The organism is Rhodococcus sp. UNC363MFTsu5.1 (assembly GCF_000686785.1).
Classification (GTDB): Bacteria; Actinomycetota; Actinomycetes; order Mycobacteriales; family Mycobacteriaceae; genus Rhodococcus_G; species Rhodococcus_G maanshanensis.
This window is the reverse complement of record NZ_JMLO01000001.1, coordinates 127,556-151,337: the sequence shown is the minus strand read 5'-3', so window position 1 is coordinate 151,337 and position 23,782 is coordinate 127,556. Positions and strand designations below refer to the sequence as shown.

General features: G+C 69.6%; 19 protein-coding genes and 1 riboswitch. Of the genes, 5 read left to right on the top strand and 14 right to left on the bottom strand.

Going from position 1 to position 23,782, the window contains the following annotated elements; genetic code table 11:
• Window positions 1-57: 57 nt before the first annotated feature.
• The 4 genes from BR31_RS0100740 to BR31_RS0100725 all read right to left on the bottom strand — a co-directional run bounded on the left by BR31_RS0100740 (window position 58) and on the right by BR31_RS0100725 (window position 5,393).
• Window positions 58-828 carry a DivIVA domain-containing protein gene (locus tag BR31_RS0100740; RefSeq protein WP_027499253.1) on the bottom strand — a complete coding sequence of 257 codons (771 nt, stop codon included), beginning with the start codon at window positions 826-828 and terminating at the stop codon, window positions 58-60.
• Window positions 829-925: 97 nt separating this feature from the next.
• Window positions 926-1,423, bottom strand: coding sequence for a pantetheine-phosphate adenylyltransferase (gene coaD, locus BR31_RS0100735; protein ID WP_027499252.1), 498 nt, complete (start codon window positions 1,421-1,423; stop codon window positions 926-928).
• On the bottom strand, window positions 1,420-1,983 hold the full coding sequence (rsmD, locus tag BR31_RS0100730) for a 16S rRNA (guanine(966)-N(2))-methyltransferase RsmD (RefSeq protein ID WP_027499251.1): 564 nt from the start codon (window positions 1,981-1,983) through the stop codon (window positions 1,420-1,422). The genes coaD and rsmD overlap by 4 nt, the downstream gene beginning before the upstream one ends.
• Window positions 1,980-5,393, bottom strand: coding sequence for a pyruvate carboxylase (locus BR31_RS0100725; RefSeq protein ID WP_027499250.1), 3,414 nt, complete (start codon window positions 5,391-5,393; stop codon window positions 1,980-1,982). The genes rsmD and BR31_RS0100725 overlap by 4 nt, the downstream gene beginning before the upstream one ends.
• Window positions 5,394-5,693: 300 nt before the next feature.
• Window positions 5,694-5,904: riboswitch (cobalamin riboswitch) on the top strand.
• Window positions 5,905-6,051: 147 nt separating this feature from the next.
• Here BR31_RS0100725 and metE point away from each other — a divergent pair.
• On the top strand, window positions 6,052-8,319 hold the full coding sequence (gene metE / locus BR31_RS0100715) for a 5-methyltetrahydropteroyltriglutamate--homocysteine S-methyltransferase (RefSeq protein ID WP_027499249.1): 2,268 nt from the start codon (window positions 6,052-6,054) through the stop codon (window positions 8,317-8,319).
• A gap of 43 nt (window positions 8,320-8,362) precedes the next feature.
• Here metE and BR31_RS0100710 read toward each other — a convergent pair whose 3' ends face one another.
• Complete coding sequence (locus BR31_RS0100710; RefSeq protein ID WP_027499248.1) at window positions 8,363-9,784, bottom strand: short-chain fatty acyl-CoA regulator family protein; 1,422 nt, start codon at window positions 9,782-9,784, stop codon at window positions 8,363-8,365.
• 166 nt (window positions 9,785-9,950) lie between these two features.
• Here BR31_RS0100710 and prpD point away from each other — a divergent pair, with 166 nt between their 5' ends.
• Genes prpD through BR31_RS0100695 form a run of 3 tightly spaced genes read left to right on the top strand, consistent with a single transcriptional unit; the run spans window position 9,951 to window position 13,488 of the window.
• Window positions 9,951-11,453 carry a 2-methylcitrate dehydratase PrpD gene (gene prpD, locus BR31_RS0100705; protein ID WP_027499247.1) on the top strand — a complete coding sequence of 501 codons (1,503 nt, stop codon included), beginning with the start codon at window positions 9,951-9,953 and terminating at the stop codon, window positions 11,451-11,453.
• Window positions 11,453-12,370 (top strand): methylisocitrate lyase, encoded by a 918-nt coding sequence (gene prpB, locus BR31_RS0100700; RefSeq protein WP_027499246.1) that lies wholly within the window; start codon window positions 11,453-11,455, stop codon window positions 12,368-12,370. Before prpD ends, prpB begins: the two co-directional genes overlap by 1 nt.
• Window positions 12,367-13,488: a bifunctional 2-methylcitrate synthase/citrate synthase gene (locus tag BR31_RS0100695; protein ID WP_027499245.1), complete on the top strand. Its 1,122-nt coding sequence runs from the start codon at window positions 12,367-12,369 to the stop codon at window positions 13,486-13,488. The genes prpB and BR31_RS0100695 overlap by 4 nt, the downstream gene beginning before the upstream one ends.
• Before the next feature lie 7 nt (window positions 13,489-13,495).
• Here the strand turns inward: BR31_RS0100695 and BR31_RS0100690 are convergent, their stop codons facing one another.
• The 7 genes from BR31_RS0100690 to BR31_RS0100660 form a co-directional block, all read right to left on the bottom strand.
• Window positions 13,496-14,218 carry an HNH endonuclease family protein gene (locus BR31_RS0100690; protein WP_051636849.1) on the bottom strand — a complete coding sequence of 241 codons (723 nt, stop codon included), beginning with the start codon at window positions 14,216-14,218 and terminating at the stop codon, window positions 13,496-13,498.
• A 64-nt stretch (window positions 14,219-14,282) separates the two neighbouring features.
• Window positions 14,283-15,089, bottom strand: coding sequence for a F510_1955 family glycosylhydrolase (locus BR31_RS0100685; RefSeq protein WP_027499243.1), 807 nt, complete (start codon window positions 15,087-15,089; stop codon window positions 14,283-14,285).
• Window positions 15,090-15,157: 68 nt separating this feature from the next.
• Complete coding sequence (locus BR31_RS0100680) at window positions 15,158-16,426, bottom strand: MFS transporter (RefSeq protein ID WP_027499242.1); 1,269 nt, start codon at window positions 16,424-16,426, stop codon at window positions 15,158-15,160.
• Window positions 16,423-17,526: a PLP-dependent cysteine synthase family protein gene (locus BR31_RS0100675; protein ID WP_197023536.1), complete on the bottom strand. Its 1,104-nt coding sequence runs from the start codon at window positions 17,524-17,526 to the stop codon at window positions 16,423-16,425. Before BR31_RS0100675 ends, BR31_RS0100680 begins: the two co-directional genes overlap by 4 nt.
• 135 nt (window positions 17,527-17,661) lie before the next feature.
• On the bottom strand, window positions 17,662-18,057 hold the full coding sequence (locus BR31_RS0100670; protein ID WP_231496322.1) for a putative copper homeostasis (lipo)protein LpqS: 396 nt from the start codon (window positions 18,055-18,057) through the stop codon (window positions 17,662-17,664).
• Entirely contained in the window at window positions 18,054-18,998 is a 945-nt protein-coding gene (locus BR31_RS0100665) for a M56 family metallopeptidase (protein ID WP_027499239.1), read from the bottom strand. Before BR31_RS0100665 ends, BR31_RS0100670 begins: the two co-directional genes overlap by 4 nt.
• Window positions 18,998-19,372, bottom strand: coding sequence for a BlaI/MecI/CopY family transcriptional regulator (locus tag BR31_RS0100660; protein ID WP_027499238.1), 375 nt, complete (start codon window positions 19,370-19,372; stop codon window positions 18,998-19,000). The genes BR31_RS0100665 and BR31_RS0100660 overlap by 1 nt, the downstream gene beginning before the upstream one ends.
• Window positions 19,373-19,511: 139 nt before the next feature.
• Here BR31_RS0100660 and BR31_RS0100655 point away from each other — a divergent pair, with 139 nt between their 5' ends.
• Window positions 19,512-20,477, top strand: a complete 966-nt coding sequence (locus BR31_RS0100655; protein ID WP_027499237.1) for a M23 family metallopeptidase — start codon at window positions 19,512-19,514, stop codon at window positions 20,475-20,477.
• A gap of 363 nt (window positions 20,478-20,840) precedes the next feature.
• Here BR31_RS0100655 and BR31_RS0100650 read toward each other — a convergent pair whose 3' ends face one another.
• Both BR31_RS0100650 and recG read right to left on the bottom strand, forming a co-directional pair.
• Window positions 20,841-21,350, bottom strand: coding sequence for a hypothetical protein (locus tag BR31_RS0100650; protein WP_027499236.1), 510 nt, complete (start codon window positions 21,348-21,350; stop codon window positions 20,841-20,843).
• Between the two features lie 187 nt (window positions 21,351-21,537).
• Window positions 21,538-23,778 carry an ATP-dependent DNA helicase RecG gene (recG, locus tag BR31_RS0100645; protein ID WP_027499235.1) on the bottom strand — a complete coding sequence of 747 codons (2,241 nt, stop codon included), beginning with the start codon at window positions 23,776-23,778 and terminating at the stop codon, window positions 21,538-21,540.
• Window positions 23,779-23,782 lie beyond the last annotated feature (4 nt).

Genomic DNA, 23,782 nt, shown 5'->3' with positions numbered 1-23,782 from the left:
TGGGCAACCACTCCACGATACGCGACGGCATGCCCCAAGCGAAAATCCACGTGCTGGCTACCGGTGCCGGCTCGACCGGCTCGGCCGCTCGTCGGGCTCGTCGTAGTCGGGGATCCCGGAGCCGGTCCGCAGCTGCTGGCGGCCCCGCCCCACGGAGCGGATGGTCCCGCTGAGGAACTCCTCGAACTCCGCGAGCTTGCCGTCGACGTACAGGTCGCATTCGCCCCGCAGCCGGTCCGACTCGGCGTGCGCGGAGTCGATCACCCGCGCCGACTCGGCGTGCGCGGCCTGCACGACCTCGGTCTGCGACACCAGCCGCTCCTGCTCGGCGCGGCCGTCCGCGACCGACCGCTCGTGCGCGGCGCGGCCCGATTCGACAAGGCGCTCCGCCTCCGCCGCGGCCCGTCCGGTGAGGGTGTCGTACTCGTGCTGACCCTCCGCGACGGTCCGGTCGGCCTCCTCGCGCGCGTCGGCGACCAGTTCATCGGCGTGTGCCTGCGCCTCGGAGACCATCCGGTCGGCCTTCGCCTTGGCGTCGGCAAGGATCCGGTCGGCGTCGGCGCGCGACTCGGCAAGGGTCGCCGCGGCCTCGGCGTCCGCGCTCGAGACCGCCTGCTCGGCGTGCGCGCGGGCGTCCCCGACGAGCTTGTCGCGGTGGTCGAGCACGTCCTGCGCGTCGTCGAGCTCGCCGGGAATCGCCTCCCGGACGTCGTCGAGGAGTTCGAGGACGTCGCCGCGGGGCACGACGCATCCCGCCGTCATCGGGACCCCGCGCGCCTCTTCCACGATCGCGACGAGCTCGTCGAGCGCCTCGAATACCCGGTACACGCCAAACCCCAATCGTCGACGACGGCTTACGGGACCAGTCTGCCCGCCACGCCGCTCACCGGCGCGCCGCCACGCCCAGTGTGTCGAGGATCAACCGCTACGCGGTCGGCTCCGCGGCGCGTTCCGCCAGCCGGGCCAGCAGCCGCTCGTGCACCTTCGCGGGCAGCATGTCCGCGACATCGCCGCCGTAGGTCGCCACCTCCTTGACCAGCGAGCTGGAGAGGTAGCTGTAGCGCGGGTTCGTCGCGATGAAGAGGGTGTCGACGCCGGTGAGCTTGTGGTTCATCTGTGCCATCTGCAGCTCGTAGTCGAAGTCGTTGGCGCCGCGCAGGCCCTTGACGATCGCGCTGGCCCCGTTGGCCTTTGCGTAGTCGACGAGGAGTCCCTGCCAGGAGTCGACCCGGACGTTCGGCAGGTCCGCGACGGCCTCGCGCAGCATCTCGAGGCGTTCGTCGATGCTGAACAGCCCCTTCTTGTTCTTGTTGATCATCACCGTGACGATGACCTCGTCGAACTGAACCGCCACCCGGCTGATCACGTCGAGATGGCCGTTGGTGATGGGATCGAAGGACCCGGGGCAGACCGCACTGCTCATGACTGCAGACCGTAACAGGCGATCTCGATCCGGGTCTCGCCGTACTTGCGCACCCGGTCCACCGACAGGCCTGCAGGCCACACCGTCTCCGGCGATCGCGACGACCGCTCGAGCACGACCAGCGAGTCCTCCCCGATCCAACCCCCGCCGACGAGCGCGCCGAGCACCGACTCGACCTCGTCCTCGCCCATCGCGTACGGCGGGTCGAGGAAGACGAGGTCGTACTCGCGGTCGGGGCTGCCCGCGACGACCGCGGCCACCGGCGCCGACCGCACGACGGCGCCGGGCAACCCGAGCGTCGCCACGTTCTCGCGCGCAACCGCGGCCGCCTTCGCGTCCGACTCGACCAGCACCACGTGCTCGGCGCCCCGCGAGAGCGCCTCGAGGCCAAGCGCTCCCGATCCCGCGAACAGGTCGAGCACGGCGGCGCCGTCGAGGTCCATCCTGGCGTCGAGCGAACTGAACAGCGCCTCGCGCACCCGCTCCGAGGTGGGCCGGGTGCCCTTGGGCGGGACCCGGAGCCGGCGCCCACCCGCGGCGCCGGCAACGATCCGGGTCACTGCGGCCCGTCCTCCTCCGTCGACACCACGGAGATCACGGCCAGCAGGTCGCCACCCTCGACCTGCTGCACGGGTGTGATCGCGAGCCTGCTCACGACGCCACCGCGGGTGGCGGTGATCGCCGCCTCCATCTTCATCGCCTCGATCGTCGCGACGGTGTCGCCGGCGGCGACCTTCTGTCCCTCCGACACGACGAGGGTGACGACGCCCGCGAACGGCGCGGCCACGTGGCCCGGGTTGCCCCTGTCCGCCTTCTCGGCGGCGGGGATCTCGCTGGCGATCGAGCGGTCGCGCACCGACACCGGCCGCAGCTGGCCGTTGAGGATGCACATCACCGTGCGCATGCCGCGCTCGTCGGGCTCGGAGATCGCCTCGAGTCCGATGAGCAGCTCGACACCGGGAGCCAGCGCGACCCGGTGCTCCTCGCCGCGCCGCAGGCCGTAGAAGAACTGGTTCGCCGACAGCCGCGAGGTGTCGCCGTACTTCTCGCGGTGCTCGAGGAACTCGCGGGTCGGTCCGGGGAACAGCAGCCGGTTCAGGGTGCCGCGGCGCTCGGCCGGAGAACCGTCGAGTCCGGCCTGGTCATCCGCGGTCAGGGGCGTCTCGGGCTTCGCGTCGCCGCGGCCCTCGAGCGCCCTGGTCCGGAACGGCTCCGGCCAGCCGCCCGCCGGGCTGCCCAGCTCGCCGCGCAGGAACCCGATCACCGACTCCGGGATGTCGTATCCGGCGGGATTTTCCGCGAACTCGTCCGTCGACACACCCGAGCCGACGAGGTGCAGTGCCAGGTCGCCGACCACCTTGGAGGACGGGGTCACCTTCACCAGGCGGCCGAGCATCCGGTCCGCAGCCGCGTACTTCGCCTCGACCTCCTCGAACTGGTCCCCCAGCCCGAGTGCGATGGCCTGCTGACGCAGGTTCGACAGCTGACCGCCGGGGATCTCGTGCGTGTAGACGCGGCCGGTGGGTGCAGGTAGCCCGGACTCGAACGGCGCGTACACCTTTCGCAGCGCCTCCCAGTACGGCTCGAGGTCGCACACGGCCTGCAGATCCAGGCCCGTGTCCCGCGACGAGTGGGCGGTGGCCGCGACGATCGCCGACAACGCGGGCTGACTGGTGGTGCCAGCCAGCGCCGCGCTCGCGCCGTCGACGGCGTCGGCTCCCGCCTGCCACGCCGCCAGGTAGGTGGCCAGCTGGCCGCCAGGGGTGTCGTGGGTGTGCACGTGCACGGGCAGGTCGAAGTTGCTGCGCAGCGCCGACACCAGGGTGGCGGCCGCCGGGGCGCGCAGCAGCCCGGCCATGTCCTTGATGGCCAGCACGTGGGCGCCCGCGTCCACGATCTGCTCGGCCAGCTTCAGGTAGTAGTCGAGGGTGTAGAGGTCCTCGTTCGGGTTCGACAGGTCACCGGTGTAGCTCATCGCGACCTCGGCGACCGCGGTGCCCGTCTCGCGGACCGCGTCGATGGCAGGCCGCATCTGGTCGACGTTGTTGAGCGCGTCGAAGATCCGGAAGATGTCGACGCCCGTCGAGGTGGCCTCGCGCACGAACGCGCGAGTGACCGACTCGGGGTAGGGCGTGTAGCCGACGGTGTTGCGGCCACGCAGCAGCATCTGCAGGCAGATGTTCGGCATCGCCTCGCGCAGTGCGGCCAGCCGCTCCCACGGGTCCTCGTGCAGGAAGCGGAGCGCGACGTCGTAGGTCGCGCCGCCCCATGCCTCCACCGACAGCAGTTCGGGCGTCATCCGGGCGACGTGACCGGCGACGTCGAGCAGGCCGCCGGTGCGCACCCGGGTCGCGAGCAGGGACTGGTGCGCGTCGCGGAAGGTGGTGTCGGTGACACCGAGCGCTTCCTGCGCTCGCAGCGCGGCGGCGAAGCCCTCGGGTCCGAGCTCGACCAGTCGCTGCTTCGAGCCGGCGGGCGGCGGCGTGGTCAGATCGATCTTGGGCAGCTTGTCGCGTGCGTAGACGGTGGTGGGGCGCTCGCCGTGCGGCTTGTTCACGGTCACGTCGGCGAGGTAGGTCAGGATCTTGGTGCCGCGGTCGGCTGACGCCCTCGAGGTCAGCAGCGCCGGGCGCTCCTCGATGAACGAGGTCGTCACGTTGCCCGCGCGGAAGTCGGGGTCGTCGAGGACGGCCTGCAGGAACGGGATGTTCGTGGCAACGCCGCGGATCCGGAACTCGGTCACCGCCCTGCGCGCCCTGGCCACGGCCGCGGGCAGATCCCGGCCGCGACAGGTGAGCTTGACGAGCATCGAGTCGAAGTAGGCGCCGACCTCGGCGCCCAGGTTCGCGCCGCCGTCGAGGCGCACCCCGGCACCGCCGGGCGTGCGGTAGGCGGTGATCCGGCCGGTGTCGGGACGGAATCCGTTGGCCGGGTCCTCCGTGGTGATGCGGAGCTGCAGCGCCGCGCCGCGGAGCTTGATCGACTCCTGGGCCAGACACAGGTCGGCCAGGGTCTCGCCGGAGGCGATTCGGAGCTGCGCCTGCACCAGGTCCACGTCCGTCACCTCCTCGGTGACGGTGTGCTCGACCTGGATGCGCGGGTTCATCTCGATGAACACGTGGTTGCCGCGGGTGTCGAGGAGGAACTCCACCGTGCCCGCGCAGCTGTAGTTGATCTCCTTGGCGAAGGCGACCGCGTCCGCGCAGATCCGCGCGCGCAGCTCCTCCGGCAGGTTCGGCGCGGGCGCCAGCTCGATCACCTTCTGGTGCCGTCGCTGCACGCTGCAGTCGCGCTCGAAGAGGTGGATCACGTTGCCCTGACCGTCGGCCAGGATCTGCACCTCGATGTGCCGCGGGTCGACGACGGCCTGCTCCAGGAACACGGTGGCGTCACCGAACGCGGACTCCGCCTCGCGGGCCGCGGCCTCGATCGCCTCACGCAACTGGGCTGGCTCGGCGACCCGGCGCATGCCGCGACCACCGCCACCGGCGACCGCCTTGACGAACAGCGGGAACTGCATGGACTCGGCGGCCACGAGCAGCTCGTCCACGTCGGCGGACGGCTCCGACGAGGCGAGCACGGGGAGGCCTGCCGCCTTCGCGGCGGCGATCGCGCGGGCCTTGTTGCCGGTGAGCTCGAGCACCTCCGCGGACGGTCCGACGAAGGTGATGCCCTCGGCGGCGCAGGCCGCGGCCAGGTCCGGGTTCTCGGAGAGGAAACCGTAACCGGGGTAGATGGCGTCGGCGCCTGCCTTCTTCGCCGCCGCGACGATCTCCGCGATCGACAGGTAGGCCCGGACCGGGTGCCCCTCCTCCCCGATCTGGTAACTCTCGTCGGCCTTCAGACGGTGGACCGAGTTGCGGTCCTCGTACGGAAAGACAGCTACGGTCCCCGCGCCCAGCTCGTAGGAGGCACGGAACGCCCTGATCGCGATTTCCCCGCGATTGGCAACCAAAACTTTAGAGAACATTGCTGAAAATTACCCTTGCTCTCGTACCGCTCGCCGGACGGTGTCCTAGCATCCGGGAAATTCCCGCATACTCGACCCGCTGTAACGATGCAGTACGCTACCGGCACCCACCTCACAGCGACACGGTACCCGCCGTGAACTGCGGATTCGTCTGATTCGCGACCCCTTTCGCAGGGTTCGCAGACGGGCCGAACGGCGGGCGAATACCCCCGCAGCGAGCCGCTCGGCCGGTCCCGTCCGCCCCTATACTCGGTGGTGCAATCGGTCCGCCCGGTGTGGTCGTGAGGAGCCCCGAAGTCCCCGCCCGGCGTCGAAGCACGTCTCCCTGTCTATGAGGAGAGAGGTGTGAGAGGGAACCCGGTGAGAATCCGGGACTGTCCCGCAGCGGTATGCAGGAACGACCGCCGTCACCATGCACTGGACTCACGTCTGGGAAGCGACGGCCACTAGGACCGGTGTCGATCACCGGGCGCCTGCGAGTCCGAAGACCTGCCGACTGCGTCGGGCACGCCGTGCCCGACGGTCCACCGCCTCGTGGAATGGGCGAGTAGATCGGATCAGTGCTCACTGCTGCCCACATGCGGGCGACACAAGGGCTCGGTCCGTGGTCTCGTCTGCCGGTGGTGGCCACCCACGCTGTCAGCAACTGGAGAACACCGTGACATCCATCTTCACCGCAACCGTGCTGGGCTCCCCGCGCATCGGTCCCCGCCGCGAACTCAAGAAGGCCGTCGAAGCCTTCTGGGCCGGCACACTCGACGCTGCCGCGCTCGGCGCCGTCGCGCGAGAGCTGCGCAGACAGAGCTGGACCGATCTGCGCGACGCCGGGATCGATTCCGTCCCCGTCAATGTCTTCTCGTACTACGACCAGATGCTCGACACCGCCGCGATGCTCGGCGCCCTGCCGGATCGGGTCGCAGGCGAGTCGACAGCGCTCGATCGCTATTTCGCTGCCGCTCGCGGCACCGCCACCGTCACCCCGCTCGAGATGACGAAGTGGTTCGACACCAACTACCACTACCTGGTCCCGGAGATCAGCCCCTCGACCCGGTTCACCCTCGACCCGTCGAAGGTGCTCGCCGAGGTGGAGGAGGCGCAGGCCCTCGGCATCGCGGCGCGACCGGTGCTGATCGGACCGGTCACCTTCCTGCTCCTGTCGAAGGCGATCGACTCCGAGTCGTCGCTCCTCTCGCGGGTCGGGGAACTGCTCCCGCTGTACGCCGAGCTGCTCGGGCGGCTGGCGGACGCAGGCGTCGAATGGGTCCAGATCGACGAGCCGGCGCTGGTCGCCGATCGCACGGAGTCCGAGATCGCGACCGCTGGCGAGGTCTACCGGGCGCTGTCCGCGATCGAGCACCGGCCCGCGATACTGCTCGCCTCCTACTTCGGCGACCTCGGCGCCGCGCTACCCATGCTGGCGTGGACCGGCGTCGAGGGACTTGCGGTCGACCTCGTCGCGGGCGATCCGGAGGCACTGGCCGCGATCCCCGAACTCGCGGGCAAGCACCTCGTCGCCGGGATCGTGGACGGCAGGAACGTCTGGCGCAACGACCTGACCGAGTCGCTGGCGACCCTCGAAACCCTGCGCGGGAATGCTCGTTCGATCGCGGTCTCCACCTCCTGCTCCCTGCTGCACGTGCCGTACTCGCTCGAGGGCGAGACCGGACTCGACGACTCGCTGCGATCCTGGCTGGCCTTCGGATTCGAGAAGGTGCGCGAGGTGACCACCCTCGCGACCGGCCTGCGGTCCGGTCGCGATGCCGTCGCCGCGGAACTGGCGCGGGCGGCGGCCGCCCTGGCCTCCCGGGCGGCCGATCCACGGCTGCACGACCGGGCGATCCGCGAGCGGCTCGCCGCCCTGAAGGCGTCCGACGGCGGACGGCGTCCCGCCGCGGAGCGTCGCGAGGTGCAGGCGGCCGTCCTGCCGCTGCCGCTGCTGCCCACCACCACGATCGGCTCCTACCCGCAGACGACCGCGATCCGGGTGGCCAGGGCCGCGCTGCGGAAGGGCGAGATCGACGAGGCCGAGTACCTGCGCCGGATGCGCGGCGAGGTGGCCGATGTCATCGCCCTCCAGGAACGGCTGGGTCTGGACGTGCTGGTGCACGGCGAGCCCGAACGCAACGACATGGTGCAGTACTTCGCCGAACAGCTCGACGGATTCTTCGCCACTGCCAACGGCTGGGTGCAGTCCTACGGGACCCGCTGCGTACGACCGCCGATCCTGTTCGGCGACGTCCGCAGGCCGCGCCCGATGACGGTCGAGTGGACCTCGTATGCCCAGTCACTGACGGCCAAGCCGGTCAAGGGCATGCTCACCGGACCGGTCACCATCCTGGCGTGGTCGTTCGTCCGCGACGACCAGCCGCTGTCCGAGTCGGCCGACCAGGTGGCTCTCGCGATCCGCGAGGAGACCGTCGACCTGGAGGCGGCGGGAGCGCAGGTGGTGCAGGTGGACGAACCCGCACTGCGTGAGCTGTTGCCGCTGCGGACGGCGGATCAACCCGCCTACCTGGACTGGTCGGTCGGCGCATTCCGGCTGGCCACCTCCGGGGTCGCCGATGCGACCGCGGTCCACACCCACCTGTGCTACTCGGAGTTCGGCGAGGTGATCGGGGCGATCGCCGGCTTGGACGCAGACGTCACCTCCATCGAGGCGGCGCGCTCGCACATGGAGGTCCTCGACGATCTCAACGCCGTCGGGTTCGATCTCGGCGTCGGCCCTGGCGTCTACGACATCCACTCCCCCAGGGTGCCCTCGGTCGACGAGATCGCCGACTCGTTGCGGGCCGCGCTGAAGGCGGTTCCTGCGGAACGCCTCTGGGTCAACCCCGACTGCGGCCTGAAAACCCGCGGCCGGGCCGAGGTCGAGGCGTCCCTGCACAACCTGGTCGCCGCGACCGAGTTGGTCCGGGCCGAGTTGTAAGCACCGAGCCGCACCCGCGCTCGCCACGGCGGCGCGGGTGCGGCTACGTGTGCGGGTACGGCAGGTGGCCGCTGCTGTTCTCGTTCACCAGGACCGACCGCCCCAACTGCGGGAACGCGCGTTGCGCGCACGCGGGGCGGTCGCACACCTTGCACCCGGCGCCGATCGGCACGATCGTCGCCGGATCGTCGGTCTGGATGCCGCGCGAGTACACCATCCGATCGGCGTAGGCGATGTCGCAGCCGAGCCCGATCGCGAAGTTGCGTTCGGGCGCCAGGTATCCCAGGCCGCCGCTGTGCGTGGTCCTGGCCACCCACAGATATGTCCGCCCGTCGGGCATCTTCGCCACCTGCGTGTGAATTCGGCCGGGATTGGCGAAGGCCTCGTGGACCACCCACAGCGGGCAACTCCCGCCAACCCGGGAGAAGTGAAAGGCGGTGGCGGACTGCCGTTTGGAGATGTTCCCTGCGCGATCGGTGCGGACGAGGAAGAACGGCACCCCGCGCTGACGGTGCCGCTGCAGCGTGGACAACCGGTGACAGATCGTCTCGAAGCCGACCTCGAACTTCATGCCGAGCAGGTCGATGTCGTATCGCAGCGATTCCGCCGCGTCCAGGAACAGGCTGTACGGCAAGACCAGCGCTCCCGCGAAGTAGTGCGCCAACCCGATCCGTGTGAGCGCCGCGGATTCGGCGCTCAGCGAATCATCCTCCGCCACAATGGAGTCGATCGTCTCGGCCTGCGTCAGAAAGGCCAACTGCATCGCGATCTGGAAGGCGCGCTGACCCGCCGTGAGCCGCCTCGCGAGCGTGAGGGTCGACCTTTCTGGGTCATAGAAACGCTTCGGGCCCAATTGATCCGGTTCATCGGTCCGGATCCGGACCGTGACGCCGTGCCGATCGCGCATCAGCCTCGCGAGCTGCAGATCGAGCGCACCGATGGTCAGCTCGTTGCGGGTGAACATCTGCTCCGCGGCGTCATCGAGCCGGGCGATGTGGTTGCGGCGATCGTAGAAGAAGTCGCGAACCTCCTCGTACGGCATCGGAACACGGGCGGACCCGGCCTGCGCCTCCCCTGACAGCTGCGCCGAGAACTGGTCCAGTTGGTCGTTCGCCGCATGCAGGCGGCGATGCAGCGTCACCAGGGTTCGGCCAACCGCGGGCATCCGGGCGACCAGCTCGTCGAGCTCCGCGAGCGAGACGTCGCCGGACTCGGACGTCTCCGCCAGCGCCTGGTGGACATCGGCGACCAGGCGGGCGTCGGAATCCGCCGCGAAGAACTGGACGTCGAGATCGAACTCGGAGTTGAGCTTGAGGAGCACCGGCACCGTGAGCGGGCGCTGGTCGTTCTCGAGCTGATTGACGTAGCTCGGCGAGAGCCCGAGCGTCTTCGCCAGCGCGAGCTGCGACAGGTGCCGCTCCTCGCGGAGCCGTCGCAACCGGGCTCCTGCGTACATCTTCTTCATCGGACCACTCCTCACTGGCCCCTGAGACTACCGCGCACGAATTCACAAGATTCGCAAGAACTGCGGTCATCTCACGCAGAAATAGGCAAGTGCAACGTATTTCATGCGCCTTGTGCCATGCGTAGCGTGCGAATGGGAAGCAGCAGGCATCACGACGGAGGATTTGATGAAGACACATCTCGTACGCACACACCGGTCCGCGGAGGAGTTCCCCAGGCCGGAGCACCTGGCCTGGAGGATCGCCGAGGTCGCCACCGACGCGGTCGAGGTCCCCACCGCCACCTCCGAGATGATCGTCAACCGGATCATCGACAACGCGGCCGTCGCGGCCGCCTCGCTCGTGCGCCGCCCCGTCGCGAACGCGCGCGCCCAGGCGCTGTCGCACCCGTACAGCCCCGGGTCGACCGTGTTCGGGGTGGCCGGTACCTACTCGCCCGAGTGGGCCGCCTGGGCCAACGGCGTCGCCGTCCGCGAGCTCGACTTCCACGACACCTTCCTTGCCGCCGAGTACTCACACCCCGGCGACAACATCCCGCCGATCCTCGCCGTCGCCCAGCACGCGGGTCGTAGCGGCGCCGATCTCATCCGCGGGCTGGCAACGGGCTACGAGATCCAGGTCGACCTGGTGCGCGCGATCTGCCTGCACGAGCACAAGATCGACCACGTCGCCCACCTCGGCCCCTCCGCCGCCGCCGGCATCGGGACCCTGCTGGGCCTGGACACCGAGACGGTGTACCAGGCCGTCGGTCAGGCGCTGCACACCACCACCGCGACGCGTCAGTCCCGCAAGGGCGAGATCTCCAGCTGGAAGGCCTACGCACCGGCGTTCGCCGGGAAGATGGCCGTCGAGGCCGTGGACCGCGCGATGCGTGGCGAGGGCGCGCCGTCGCCGATCTGGGAGGGTGAGGACGGCGTCATCGCCTGGCTGCTCGGCGGGCCGAAGGTCGAGTACCGGGTTCCGCTGCCCGGTCCCGGCGAGGCCAAGCGCGCGATCCTGGACACCTACACCAAGGAACACTCGGCGGAATACCAGAGCCAGGCCCCGATCGACCTGGCCCGCCGGATGCGTGGCCGGATCGGCGATCTGGACCAGATCGCCTCGATCGTCCTGCACACGAGCCACCACACGCACGTGGTGATCGGCACCGGCTCGAACGATCCGCAGAAGTTCGACCCCACCGCGTCCCGGGAGACCCTCGACCACTCGGTGATGTACATCTTCGCCGTCGCTCTGCAGGACGGCACCTGGCATCACGAGCGCTCGTACGCGCCCGAGCGCGCGCAACGCGCGGACACGATCGAGCTGTGGCAGAAGATCTCCACGGCAGAGGACCCGGAGTGGACCCGCCGCTACCACTCGACCGACCCGGACGAGAAGGCGTTCGGCGCCCGCGCCGAGGTGACGCTCAAGAGCGGCGAGGTGATCGTCGACGAGCTCGCGATCGCCGACGCACATCCGTTGGGCGCGCGCCCCTTCGCGCGGGACCAGTACATCGCCAAGTTCCGCACGATCGCCGAGGGCATCGTCGCCCCGGCCGAGCAGGACCGCTTCCTGGAGGCCGCGCAGCGCACCCCCGAACTGGGGTCCGGTGAGCTGAACCAGCTCACGTTCACCGTCGCGGACGACGTGCTCGCCCGTGCACCGAAGTCGCCGAAGGGGCTGTTCTGATGTCGGGCCTGCTCGCCGCCGCCACCTCCGCGTCCGACAAACGGATCGCGTTTCGGCGCGGCCTCACGTCGGGTTCGATCCAGCGCCTGCCGGGGGCGTTCAATCCCCTGGTCGCCAAGCTGATCCAGGAGATCGGCTTCGAGGGCGTCTACGTCTCCGGCGCCGTCGTCTCCGCCGACCTCGCGCTGCCCGACATCGGGCTGACCACCCTGACCGAGGTGGCCGAGCGCGGCAGGCAGATCGCCCGCGTCACCGACCTGCCCGTGCTGATCGACGCGGACACCGGATTCGGCGAGCCGATGAGTGCGGCCCGCACCGTCACCGTGCTCGAGGACGCCGGGATCGCGGGCTGCCACCTCGAGGACCAGGTCAACCCCAAGCGGTGCGGCCACCTCGACGGCAAGGCCGTGGTGCCGACGGCCGAGATGGTGCGGCGCTTGCGCGCGGCGGTCTCGGCTCGCCGGGACCCCACCTTCGTGATCTGCGCCCGCACGGACGCGGCGGGCATCAACGGGATCGACGATGCGATCGAACGGGCCAAGGCCTACGCGGACGCGGGCGCCGACCTGATCTTCACCGAGGCCCTGCACACCGAGGCCGAGTTCGAGAAGTTCCGCGCGGCCGTGGACATCCCGTTGCTGGCGAACATGACCGAGTTCGGCAAGTCCGACCTCATCTCGGCGAAGACGCTCGAGGACATCGGCTTCAACGCCGTGATCTACCCGGTGACCACGCTGCGGCTGGCGATGTACGCGGCCGAGCAGGGTCTCCGCGAGATCCATGCCCAGGGAACCCAGTCCGGGCTGCTCGAGAAGATGCAGCACCGCAGCCGGCTCTACGAACTGCTCGAGTACGAGCGCTACAACGAATTCGACAGCGGCATCTTCAACTTCCGCATTGAGGAGAGTGGCTCATGACCGAGGCGATCCCGACGATCTACAAGGGCCTCGCGGGTGTCGTGGTCGACACCACCGCGATCTCCAAGGTGGTCCCCGAGACCAACTCGCTGACCTACCGCGGGTACGCGGTGCAGGACCTCGCGGCGCACTGCAGCTTCGAGGAGGTCGCGTACCTGCTCTGGTACGGCGAGCTTCCCACGCCCGCACAGTTGGAGCTGATGTGCCAGCGCGAACGCGCGGCGCGCCGGGCGGACCGTTCGCTGCTGTCGCTGCTGGCCAAGATGCCCGACAACTGTCACCCGATGGACGTCGTCCGCACCGCGATCAGCTATCTCGGCGCGGAAGACCCGGCGGAAGAAGACAACTCGCGCGAGGAGAACCTCGCGAAGGCGCTGCGGATGACGGCGGTGCTCCCGACCATCGTCGCGGCCGACTTCCGGCGCAGGCGCGGGCTCGATCCGATCGCGCCACACTCGCACCGGGGGTTCGCGGACAACTTCCTCAACATGTGCTTCGGCACGGTCCCCGACCCGGCGATCGTGCGGGCCTTCGAGGTGTCGCTGATCCTGTACGCGGAGCACAGCTTCAACGCCTCGACCTTCGCGGCGCGGGTGGTGACCTCGACACTCTCGGACATCTACAGCGCGGTGACCGCCGCGATCGGCGCGCTCAAGGGCCCGCTGCACGGCGGCGCGAACGAGGCCGTCATGCACGACATGCTCGAGATCGCCACCCCCGACCGTGCCGAGGACTGGATGCTTGCCAAGCTCGCCGCCAGGGAGAAGGTGATGGGCTTCGGCCACCGGGTCTACAAGAACGGCGATTCGCGGGTGCCGACGATGAGGTCAGCGCTGGCCGATGTCGCCGAGCACACCGGCGGCGAGAACTGGGTGCGGATCTACGAGATCCTCGAGAAGACGATGGTGGGCGCGACGGGCATCAAGCCGAACCTCGACTTCCCGACCGGGCCCGCGTACTACCTGATGGGTTTCGACGTCGAGATGTTCACACCGATCTTCGTGATGAGCCGCATCACCGGCTGGACCGCGCACATCATCGAGCAGGGCGGCTCCAACGCGCTGATCCGACCGCTGAGTCAGTACTCGGGGGTGCCGCAGCGCACGGTCGTGGCCTGAGCCCGGGTCAGCAGACTCGCATGGCACCGCGCAGTGCCTCGGCGGACGCCCTGTCGATCGGCAGCCCGTACTCCAGGAGCACCGAGGTGAAACGGTGCGCGTAGTCGCAGCGGAACGCCTCGTTGGGAGGCATCCAGCCGGAGGGGGTGTGCGAGGCCTTGGCGAAGTTGGCCTCCCCCGCCACGGCGATCAGGTTCACGGGGTCGTTCGCGAACCTGATGCGGCGCTCCGGAGTCCAGGCACTCGCGCCCATGTCCCAGGCGAGAGCGAGCGAGACGATGTGGTCGATCTGAACCGCGCTACTGGTGTCGTCGCCGTGCTGGAAGGCGATCACGGCGCCGCTGTACGGGTCGTGCAGGGTCCCGCTCCTGACCGCCCACGGACAGCGCCAGATGTCGAAGTTCACCCTGTCGACCAGGTCGCGCTCGAGGATGTCGTTGCGGGTGTCGCAGCCGTTGCGGCCCAGCGGCGCGTCGGTGTCGTCGGTCCACGCGGGGCCGAAGCGGTCGCGGTCGTAGCCGGGCACCTTGGTGCGCTTGGCCACGACCGCGATGCCCGCCAGCGGGTCGGGCGCCGGATCGCCTGCTGGTGCAGTGCTCACCGCCCCGGTTCCGGCGGCGGCCGGGTCGGTGTCTGTCCCGCGAGACTGCAACAACCCCACCGCGACCAGGACCGCGACGGCGAGCACCACCACCAGCCCGAGTCGGCCGCGAAACCCCAGACGCCGCATGGCGTTCAGTATGCGCGGCGGCGTGGCCGCGGACCGTCACATCGCAGCGGGCCCGGACTCGATGTCAGCCCAGCGTGTGCAGGACCCGGGAGGTCGCGGCGTATGCCCGCTCGTAGTCGGCCGCGGCGAGCGCCTCCACCTCGCCGACGGCTGCGACCCGCTGCCAACTCCGCGCCAGATCGCTTCGCCAGGCCGTGCCCCCGGAGTCGATACCCCACAGCGAGCCGTCCGCGCCCGCCGAGATGATCACCAGGTCTGGGGCGTCCGCCACGACCGCGAACGACGCCGCCGCGTCGACGCTGCGTTGCAGGCCGTCCGGTGTCACGGCCCAGACGCCGTCCGCGGCGATCGCGAGCGAGGCGACCGGCACCGACGCGCCTGCGGTCCAATTCGTACCCCCGTCGGTCGACACCCGGAGTCCGTCGATGCCGTCGAATCCGACCAGCAGCGCACCGTCCGACGCGAGGGCGTGGAAGTCGACCTCACCCGCCAGCGATCTGTTGTGCCAGGTCCGGCCGCCGTCGGCGCTCTCGTTGAGGCCAAGGGGGTTCGGGGCCGAACTGGACGGACCGGGGTGCCCCGACGAGTAGAGGGTATCGGTCAGCGCGACGCCCGCCAGACCCATCAGGTCGTCGTCCGATTCGCCCACGCGCACCGTCTGGCCCGAAGGGTCGATGGCGTACAGGCCGGTGTGGGTGCCCGCGAGCACCGTCCATCGGGTGGCGACGTGCAGTCCGTGCAGATGATCGAGCGGCGCCGTCATCTGCACCGAGGCGATGTTCGGTGGTGGTTCGGCCGACGCGTCGCGCGTGTTGTCGGCACCGCCCGAGCATCCCCCGACGAGCAGTGTGGCGGCGGCGATCCCACCCAGCCTGCGCCGACGAGCCGATCTGACTGTTTCGGTCGGGCGCGGTCGCTGCCCACCGCGGATTGGATCGATCACACGAACTCCTCTTCGGACCTCGGCGAGCGCTCCGGGTCCAGCCGACCCGAACGCTCGAGCAGATACAGGAAACCGACACAGGCGATGCCGATGAGCGTGAGCGCCACCCACGTCAGCGCCCCCAGCCCGGCCTCGCGGGCCCGCCCGAACACCGCGCCGGTGCCGAGATTCCCGAGCAGGATGCCCACCCCCACAACCGTGTTGTAGAAGCCGTAGTGCGTCGCGACGAGTCGATTGCCCGACAGCGCGACGATCGTGTCCATCTCGAAGGGGAACACCGCCGCCGTCCCGACCGCCAGCAGGACCGCCGTCAGCAGCACCGCGCCCGCCGCGGACCACCATCCGAGGCCGGTCCCCGGCACCACGATCAACGGAACGAACGCCGCTGCCATGACGGCCATCCCGACGACCAGGCTTCGGCCCGAACCCCATCGGCGGGCGAACCACGACGTGATCCGCAGCTGACCCGCGATCGCCACGGTCCCCGACAGGACGAACATCGCGGTCACCAACGCGGTCTCGGCACGGGGTTCCCCCGCCACGACCGCCGCCTGCAACGGCAGTGCGAGGTAGACCTGGAACGAGAGCACATACGACCCGATCATTGCGACCGCGAACAGCACGAACGGACGATTCGACACGACCACCCGCCAGTCGTCGAGCACGGACGTTCGAGCCACCACCGACTCGCCCCTGCGCGTCGGCAGGGCCCAGATCTGCACAACGGTCAGGACCGCGAACACCGCCGCCGCGACCATGGCGGTGACGCGGAAGTCCAAGGCCGTCAGTGCGAGTCCCACGAGGGGCCCGAGCAGAATCCCCGCCTGATAGAAGACGTTGAACACCGCGAAGGCCTCGATGCGGCGTGGCCCCGAGTCCGCGGCGAGGTACGCGCGCACCGCGGGATTGAACAATGCCCCGGCGAATCCGGTCGCGACCGCGGCCACGAGGACCGCTGGCAACGAGTCCACCATCGCGAGCAGGAGGAAACCGCCGGTGCGCAACAGGCATCCGGCGACGATCAGCGGCTTGTACCCCCATCGATCGGCCAGCGTGCCGCCGACCAGGAACATGCCCTGCTGGGAGAAGTTGCGGACCCCGAGCACGAGCCCGACGGCCCAGGCCGCCAGCCCGAGCGGGCCCGCGAGGTACCCCGCGAGGTACGGCATCAGCATGTAGAAGCCGATGTTGATCGAGAACTGGTTGACCATCAGGACCCGGCTCGGCCGGTCGAAGCTCCGGAACCGGTCGACGAGCCGCCTCATGCGTCCGGCCCGCTCGGATCGACGACGGTGGCGCAGCGCGTCCATCGGTCCACGACCTGGTCATCGGGTCGGTGGATCGTCACCGGCTCCGCAGAAGGGGGGCCGCCGAACAGTCCGTTCGACGCGCAGAATTCGTCGTTGTAGACGGTGTCGAAGTATCGCTGCGGCCCGTCCGGGAAGATCGCGGCCACGCGGACGTCGGGGGCCGAGTTCCGCGCCACCCAGCCCGCGGTCAGTGCGACGGCTCCGACGCTCCACCCACCACTCGCGTGATGGGTCGCGGCGAGGGTCCGGCACGACCACACCGCCTCCGACGGCGCCACCCAATGGACCTCATCGAACGCCGGGTAGTCGACGTTCGCCGGATAAATGCTCGACCCGAGGCCGCGCATGATCCGGGTGCCCGCAGGCTGCCCGAAGATCGTCGAGCCCACCGTGTCCACCCCGACCAGCCTGAGATCGGGACAGTACCGGCGTAGAACCCTGGCGACACCGGCCGAGTGCCCTCCGGTCCCCACCGAACAGACCAGCACGTCGACCCTGCCGAGCTGCGCGATCAGCTCGAGCGCCAGCGACGCATAAGCGTCGACGTTGTCGGGGTTCTGGTACTGATCCGGGCACCAGGATCCGGGGTGTCGTTCGAGGAGCTCGCGCACCCTGTCCCGCCGCGCCTGCTGCCACCCACCGGTCGCGTGCGGTTCGGTGACCAACTCCACCGACGCCCCGTAGGCGGCGAGCAGATGGTGCACGATCGGTTCCATTCCCGGGTCGGTGACGAGCGTGACCGGGTGCCGGTGCACGATCCCGGCCAGTGCGAGACCGAGACCCAATGTGCCGCTTGTTGATTCGATGATCATCGCGCCGGGAGCCAGATCGCCCCTGCGCCGCGCCTGTTCCACCATGTACAGCGCGGGCCGGTCCTTCATCCCGCCGGGATTGGCACCCTCGAGTTTCGCCCAGAACCCGCGGCCTGCATCGGCGAAGGGTTCGCCGATCCAGAGCACGGGCGTGTTCCCCACCATCGTGCTCGGCCTCGGGCAGCGCCCGGCGGTGGTCAGCAGCTGCGCCGCAGGCGCCGCAACGGAGTCGGTCGGCGGCATGGTGTCGATCGTGGTCGCGAACGTGTTCATGTGACATCAAGTCCCTGTGTGTCGGCTGCGCCGCGCGCAGTCGGTGTGATCGGAGGTCGCGATGACGGAACGCCGAGGAGAACTCGGGGGTCCGTCTGGAACCGATCAGCACCTGTCGATGCACAGCTCGATCAGGACGGCGCGCCCCTGGCGCGCGGGTTCGGACACCGCGGGCGGGGCTCGCGAGGACGGCGCGGACCACAACACCGTTGCGACCGCCACCGCGACGATCGCCACCACGACGGCGAGCAATCGCAGCGGGTTGTCGACACGCGGCAACGATGCGACGGCATGCTCGGCGTGCGCCGCGTGCCCCGCGGCATCACCGATGTGGGCATGCGCGGGTGAGAGTTCCGTTTCGATGGTCGATGCCGACAGCACGTGCGTTGACCCGGACTCGCGGCCGTGTTCGACCGCGAACACGCACTGCGCGATCGTGTGTGCGAGCAGATAGGCGACGCCGACCAGGATCGCCGCCCGCACGCGGGGCCGTCCGATCACAGGACCACCGGCGGGCACCACATCACGCCCGCGGCGGCCATCAGCGCGGGAACCAGGGCGAGCAGGACACTCGCGGCGGCGAGCCGGGCCCGCGCGCGACCCCGGTCCGGCGCGGGCAGGGGCGCCGCCAGCCGACCGGCCCTGTCGAGGACGGCAACGGAGGTGGCACCCATCGCCTCGGCGGGGGCAGGACCCGACCCGGCAAGGGCGATCAGTCCGGCGAGAAGCGCACTCCTACCGTGGATCCGGGTCGCCGCGTCGTCGGCGCACATCTCCAGCAGCCGCGAGACCTCGGCTGCCCCTGCACTGAACAGGGCCACACGCGGCAGCGTCTCGGCCAGCACCCGGAGCACCGCGACCAGTTGCGGGTGATGCCCGTTCAGGTGGGCTCGCTCATGCGCGAGAACGGCGTCGAGTTCGTGTGCGCCGAGCGCTTCCAGGGCGGAACTGGTGACGATGATGACGTTCGGACGCCCGGGAACGCAGTAGGCCGCCCGTTCCCCTGCGTCCAGCACGAGGGCGTCGACCCCCCGGACGCGTCGCGCCACCAGCCGGGCGTCGCGCGCGTGTGCGTGGGTCCGTCTGCGCATCGTGATCAGGCCGCGAACCAGCCGCCACCCCACGACGGCCGCCGCCGCGCTCGCGGACGCGAGCAGGCCGATCTGCACCCCGACGGCCACCCCGTCGCCGGCGAGCCCGCGCAACCACCGAAGGCAGGATCCGACGATCCCCGCGCCCGAGGCGGGGATCGCATGCGACAGTTCGACGGCCAGCAGTGCCGCTCCGGCGACCCACGATGCCAGCGCACTCGCGATGGCGGTCGTCCAGGCGGCGACCCCGAGTCGGGGGGCGTTGCCCCGGCGCGTGAGCCGGATCAGCAGAGAGGGCGCGAACACGGCGATCAGCACCGAGTACAGCAGCAGGAACGCCCCCATTCCCATCAGGCGCCCCCGGGATCGGCGAGGCGACGCAGCGCGTCGCGCAGCGTCGCGGATTCCTCTTCGCTCATCTGCTCCAGGAAGTGCGTCAGGACGACATCGGATCGGCCGCCACCCTCGAAGGCCTCGCGCATCAGCCGCGCGGTGTGTTGCTCCCGCGTCAGTGTGGGCCAATAGGCGAAGGCCTTGCCTACGCGTTCACGCTCGAGCCAGCCCTTGCGGTGCAGGTTGTCCATCGTGGACATCACCGTGGTGTAGGCGATCTCGCGGTCCGCCAGGAGGTCGTCGAAGACCTCACGCACCGTCGTCGCCCCCTCGCGGCTCCACAGCCGATCCATCACGGCCGCCTCGAGCTCGCCGAACCCCCGCACCCGCACCGTTGTCCCCCTCTGCCATCCGCCGCCACGGGCGGAACGACCAATTCACCTACTACCTACGTACGTAAATAGTAGATTACCCTGACCCGGTCCGGCACGACCGTCGCCGGGCCCGGCAGCTCAGACGGAAGGCCACCAGATGCGCCCGACGAGTACTCGTGTCGCCCATCGACGAATCGCCCGGTCGACGGCCGGTGTCCTCGCCGCCGCCATCACGGCGGCACTGACCGCAGGGACCGCGGCCGCCGCAACACCACGTCCGGATGTCGCAGATCCCTCACTCGTGGGGTTGGTCGCGGGCCTGCTGTCCTCGACACCCGACGAGGCGGCCGACACCCTCGTCGATCCAGCCCTCTGGCAGACGATCGCGAACATCACCAGCGACAGCCTGGAGAACGCGGAGGCGAACGGATCGCTCGCGGACCTCGTGTCGGCACAGCGTGGACTCTCCGAATGCCTGAGCCCCTACGCCGCCGCCGATGCGGAGCTTGCGGTCGCGGCCTGCTCGGACGAGTTCACGGCGATCGATCCGATGCTCATCGTTCGATTGCTCGCCGCCATCGAGCTCGGTCAGACGGACGGCGAGCATCCGGGCCACGACGCGGACACCGCAACGCTGCCGGACGAGAGTCCTTCCGGCGAAACAGATTCGGAGTCGGCGGTGACCGAGGACGACACCGGGGGCCGGACGGGGAGCGCCCCGTCGACCCGCCGCGTCGTGGCACCGACCGCGGGCAGCGTCACCTCGACCTTCGGGGACGGTCGCAAGCACGCGGGCATCGACATCGCGAACACGCTCGGATCGCCGATCGTCGCGGTCGCGGACGGCGAGGTGATCAGCGCGGGTCCGGCCAAGGGCTTCGGACTGTGGGTCCGCATCCGGCACGACGACGGAACCGTGACCACCTACGGCCACAACAACGACAACACGGTGTCGGTCGGCCAGCGGGTCAGGGCCGGTCAGCGGATCGCGACGGTCGGCAATCGCGGCAACTCCACCGGTCCGCACCTGCATTTCGAGGTGGAATCGCCGTCGGGAGACACCGTCGATCCCCTGGAGTGGTTGACCACGCGGGGCGCATCGGTCCTTGGTCCGGAGGACTGATGTCGAGATGCAGCGAAGATTGACGGGACGCGCCCCGCTACTTTGACGGATCTCGGGAGAGTCGGCGAAGCCCGTCGATATAGGTGTACCGCCGGATCGAAAGGTGGCGGATCTGCTACGCCATGACCGCACAACCGGCTCTTTCACGGGCCGCACAGCAATGGATCCCACTCCTGGCCGATTTCATCGCGTCGACACGGCGAGAGACGATGCGCCTGTGAGTATCTCCGACAAGAAGGCTGCCGACAGCGCGACGTGAACGTGTCCGTGACTTGCAGGCGCTGCTGCCTGACACCGGAGCGCCTCGGGTCGCGGTGGCGTCCCGGCGGATCTCAGCCTCGAGCGGATCCGGAGAGGTGTGGGTCAGAGACGGGCAGGTGTCAGCGGCTCAATGACCTGGGCCTCGGAGCGCTCGCGCAGCTTGAGAAGCGCCTCGTCAAGGCTCGAGCCGAGCAGGTGGAGGGTGTTCATGCCGCGCGATTCCCACACCGGAAACTCCTCGTCGGCATTGCGGCTTGCGACGTCCCAGAGGAGAAGGTCGCCGTTCTCGCTCCAGCCGAAGACTTCGAGTCGTTCGGCGAGGTCCCAGCTACCGTCGGGCTCGATCATCCAGTCGAATTCCTCCTCTTCGCCGTCGCGGAAGACCGCGTGGAAGTGCTCGGAGAGGTTCGCTGCACGGGCCCGCCCGTCTGCGAAACCGGTTTGCACGGGCGGGTAGATGAGCCACAGGCCGAACGTGCGGGCCCAGCCGCAGGAGCGAACAAACTCGCCGTAGCTCTGGGGGTACCCGCCGCCGTCCGGGAAACGGAACGAATCGAGTGCCTCGAAGTCGACATGCTCGAACGAGGGGGACTCAGGCGCGGGGACACTCATGACTCGATTATGGACGGGTTGCCGGAGCCACGTCCCTGGAGCCAGATGGAGTGAAGGCGGCGACCGTCAGTCCCACCAGGAACACGGCGCGTTCGTGTCCGGACACTGCAGGGATCCTCAGGCGTTTCGCTAATCTTCGCTGCAAGTCGACAACTGATCGGGGCACTCGAGCGCGATCACCGCGCGGTCACGACTTCTCCAGGTACTCGATCCGGTCGGCATCGATCGCGGCGGTCACCATCGACGCAAGGCCGGGATGCCGGGCCAGGTCCGGATCGGCGTCGATCACGGTGCGCGAGAACTCGCGCGCCGCGACGATCACATCCTCGTGGTCGAGCAGTGAGAGCAGCCGGAGGGTGGTGGTGCTGCCGGACTGCGCGGCACCGAGGACGTCACCCTCGCGCCGCTGGGCGAGGTCGAGTTGGGCGAGCTCGAAGCCGTCGTTGGTGCCGGCCACGGCGGTCAGTCGCTCGAACGGCGGGGAGCCAGGATTCGTGTCGGTGATGAGCAGGCACAGCCCCTGGTGGGCGCCACGACCGACCCGGCCGCGGAGCTGATGGAGCTGGCTGACGCCGAAGCGGTCCGCGTCCTTGAGCACCATCACGGTGGCGTTCGGCACGTCGACGCCGACCTCGACGACGGTGGTGCACACCAGCACGTCGATCAGTCCCGCGGTGAAATCGCGCATCACCGCGTCCTTCTCGTCCGCGGGCAACCTGCCGTGCAGCAGGCCGACCCGTAGGTCGGACAGCGGGCCGAACCGCAGCTCCTCGAACAGCGCCAGCGCCGCGGTGGTCGGCTGCTCCTTCGCGTCCGGGGCGTCGTCGCCCTCGCCGATCCGCGAGCACACCACATAGGCCTGCCTGCCGTCGGCGACCTCCTCGCGGATCCGTTCCCAGGCCCGGTCCACCCAGGCCGGCTGAGTCCTGGCAGGCACGACCTTGCTGACGATCGGCGACCGTCCGCCGGGCAGCTGCCGCAGCGTCGAGGTCTCCAGGTCGCCGAGCACGGTCATCGCGATCGTCCGGGGAATGGGCGTCGCCGTCATCACCAGCAGGTGTGGGCTGAGCCCCTCGCGCGCGCGGCCACGCAACTCGTCGCGCTGCTCGACGCCGAACCGATGCTGCTCGTCGACCACCACCATGCCGAGGTTGAAGAACTCGACGCCGTCCTGGATGAGGGCATGGGTGCCGATCACGATCCCGGCATCGCCGGTCACCGCCTCCAGCAACGCGGCGCGGCGTGCCGCGACCGACATCGACCCGGTCAGCAGGGTCACCCGCGTGGCCAGCTCGTCCGCACCGAGTTCGCCTGCCAGGGCGAGGGTTCCGAGCATCTGCCGCAGCGACCGGGCGTGCTGCGCGGCGAGCACCTCCGTCGGCGCCAGCAGCGCGCACTGGTAGCCGGCATCGATCACCTGCAGCATGGCGCGCAGCGCGACGACGGTCTTGCCCGAACCGACCTCACCCTGCAGCAACCGGTTCATCGGGTGTGCCCGGCCGAGGTCCGCGGAGATCTCTTCGGCGACCGCGTGCTGCCCCTCGGTCAGCGTGAAGGGCAACCGGGTCTCGAACGCGGCGGCGACGCCGTCGGGTTTCGGCGGGCATGCCGGTGCCACCCGTCCCGCCACCTCGTGGCTGCGTTGCGCGAGCACCAACTGCAGGGCGACCGCCTCGTCGAACCGCAGCCGCTCGCGGGCGCGGTCCACCTCGTCCTTCGTCTCCGGCAGGTGCACCGATCGCAGCGCCTCGTCGAGACCGATCAGACCGCGCTCACGCCGAACCTCCTCGGGCAGCGGGTCCTGCACCTCATCGAGTTGGTCGAGCACCTGGCGGACGCACCGCAGCAGGGTCCAGCTCTCGACCTCGCGGGTTGCCGGATACAGCGGGATGAGGTTCCGCTCGAAAATCGACATGTCGACGCCTGCGCCGGGATCCTGCGCGCTGCGCGCCATCCCGGCCAGCGCCCCACCGCCGCGGACCTTGCCGGCGGCAACCACCGAACCGTCGTCCTCGTCGCGGTTCGGCAGGATGAGATAGCTGGGATGCGTGAGGCCAAGCTTGCCCCGGAAGTACTTCACATTTCCCGAGAACATCGCGCGCACACCGGGTTTGATGGCATGCGCCACCTTCTGCGGGTTGAAGAAGGTGGCGTCGACGCTCTGCTTGTCGGACGTCAGCACCACCTTGAGCATCTTCCCGCTGCGCGACTTCATCGAGACGATCGCGGCCGAGGTGACCGTCGCCAGGATCGTCAGGTGCGTCCCCTCGGGCGGTTCCTTCTCACCGAGCTCCGCCCCCTGCGTCGCGTACCGGTGCGGGTAGTGCCGCAGCAGGTCCTGCACGGTCTCGATCCCGAACGCCTCCGCGAGCGGCTCCGCGACCTTGCGGCCGAGCAGGTGATCGATCCGATCGGTCAGTGTTGCCATGACA

What these genes read in the sequence shown, in the direction of transcription:
- coaD (WP_027499252.1), bottom strand. Translation starts at nt 1,423, where the DNA reads ATGAGCAGTGCGGTCTGCCCCGGGTCCTTCGATCCCATCACCAACGGC.
- BR31_RS0100725 (WP_027499250.1), bottom strand. Translation starts at nt 5,393, where the DNA reads ATGTTCTCTAAAGTTTTGGTTGCCAATCGCGGGGAAATCGCGATCAGG.
- BR31_RS0100710 (WP_027499248.1), bottom strand. Translation starts at nt 9,784, where the DNA reads ATGAAGAAGATGTACGCAGGAGCCCGGTTGCGACGGCTCCGCGAGGAG.
- prpD (WP_027499247.1), top strand. Translation starts at nt 9,951, where the DNA reads ATGAAGACACATCTCGTACGCACACACCGGTCCGCGGAGGAGTTCCCC.
- prpB (WP_027499246.1), top strand. Translation starts at nt 11,453, where the DNA reads ATGTCGGGCCTGCTCGCCGCCGCCACCTCCGCGTCCGACAAACGGATC.
- BR31_RS0100695 (WP_027499245.1), top strand. Translation starts at nt 12,367, where the DNA reads ATGACCGAGGCGATCCCGACGATCTACAAGGGCCTCGCGGGTGTCGTG.
- BR31_RS0100690 (WP_051636849.1), bottom strand. Translation starts at nt 14,218, where the DNA reads ATGCGGCGTCTGGGGTTTCGCGGCCGACTCGGGCTGGTGGTGGTGCTC.
- BR31_RS0100680 (WP_027499242.1), bottom strand. Translation starts at nt 16,426, where the DNA reads ATGAGGCGGCTCGTCGACCGGTTCCGGAGCTTCGACCGGCCGAGCCGG.
- BR31_RS0100675 (WP_197023536.1), bottom strand. Translation starts at nt 17,526, where the DNA reads ATGCCGCCGACCGACTCCGTTGCGGCGCCTGCGGCGCAGCTGCTGACC.
- BR31_RS0100665 (WP_027499239.1), bottom strand. Translation starts at nt 18,998, where the DNA reads ATGGGAATGGGGGCGTTCCTGCTGCTGTACTCGGTGCTGATCGCCGTG.
- BR31_RS0100655 (WP_027499237.1), top strand. Translation starts at nt 19,512, where the DNA reads ATGCGCCCGACGAGTACTCGTGTCGCCCATCGACGAATCGCCCGGTCG.
- BR31_RS0100650 (WP_027499236.1), bottom strand. Translation starts at nt 21,350, where the DNA reads ATGAGTGTCCCCGCGCCTGAGTCCCCCTCGTTCGAGCATGTCGACTTC.
- recG (WP_027499235.1), bottom strand. Translation starts at nt 23,778, where the DNA reads ATGGCAACACTGACCGATCGGATCGATCACCTGCTCGGCCGCAAGGTC.